Below are 734 nucleotides of genomic sequence, written 5' to 3'. Positions count from 1 at the left end.
AGGATAGGTGGGAGACTGTGAAACCTCGACGCCAGTTGGGGTGGAGTCATCGTTGAAATACCACTCTGGTCGTACTAGATGTCTAACCTAGGTCCATGATCTGGATCAGGGACAGTGCCTGATGGGTAGTTTAACTGGGGCGGTTGCCTCCTAAAATGTAACGGAGGCGCTCAAAGGTTCCCTCAGCCTGGTTGGCAATCAGGTGGCGAGTGTAAGTGCACAAGGGAGCTTGACTGTGAGACAGACATGTCGAGCAGGGACGAAAGTCGGAACTAGTGATCCGGCCACGGCATGTGGAAGCGTGGTCGCTCAACGGATAAAAGGTACCCCGGGGATAACAGGCTGATCTTCCCCAAGAGTCCATATCGACGGGATGGTTTGGCACCTCGATGTCGGCTCGTCGCATCCTGGGGCTGGAGTAGGTCCCAAGGGTTGGGCTGTTCGCCCATTAAAGCGGCACGCGAGCTGGGTTTAGAACGTCGTGAGACAGTTCGGTCCCTATCCGCCGCGCGCGTAGGAAACTTGAGAAAGGCTGTCCCTAGTACGAGAGGACCGGGATGGACGAACCTCTGGTGTGCCAGTTGTTCTGCCAAGAGCACGGCTGGTTAGCTACGTTCGGAAGTGATAACCGCTGAACGCATCTAAGCGGGAAGCACGTTTCAAGATGAGGTTTCCCACCCGTTATGGGGTAAGGCCCCCAGTAGACGACTGGGTTGATAGGCCGGAGGTGTACA

General features: G+C 55.9%; 1 rRNA gene. It reads left to right on the top strand.

The features are described 5' to 3' along the window. Positions 1-734: ribosomal RNA gene (locus ABD671_RS22265) — 23S ribosomal RNA — on the top strand; the annotation flags it as partial.

The organism is Nocardioides fonticola (genome assembly GCF_039536805.1).
In the GTDB taxonomy this organism is placed as follows: Bacteria; Actinomycetota; Actinomycetes; order Propionibacteriales; family Nocardioidaceae; genus Nocardioides; species Nocardioides fonticola.
The sequence above is the reverse complement of the archived record's forward strand: the minus strand, read 5'-3'. Positions and strand labels throughout refer to the sequence as shown.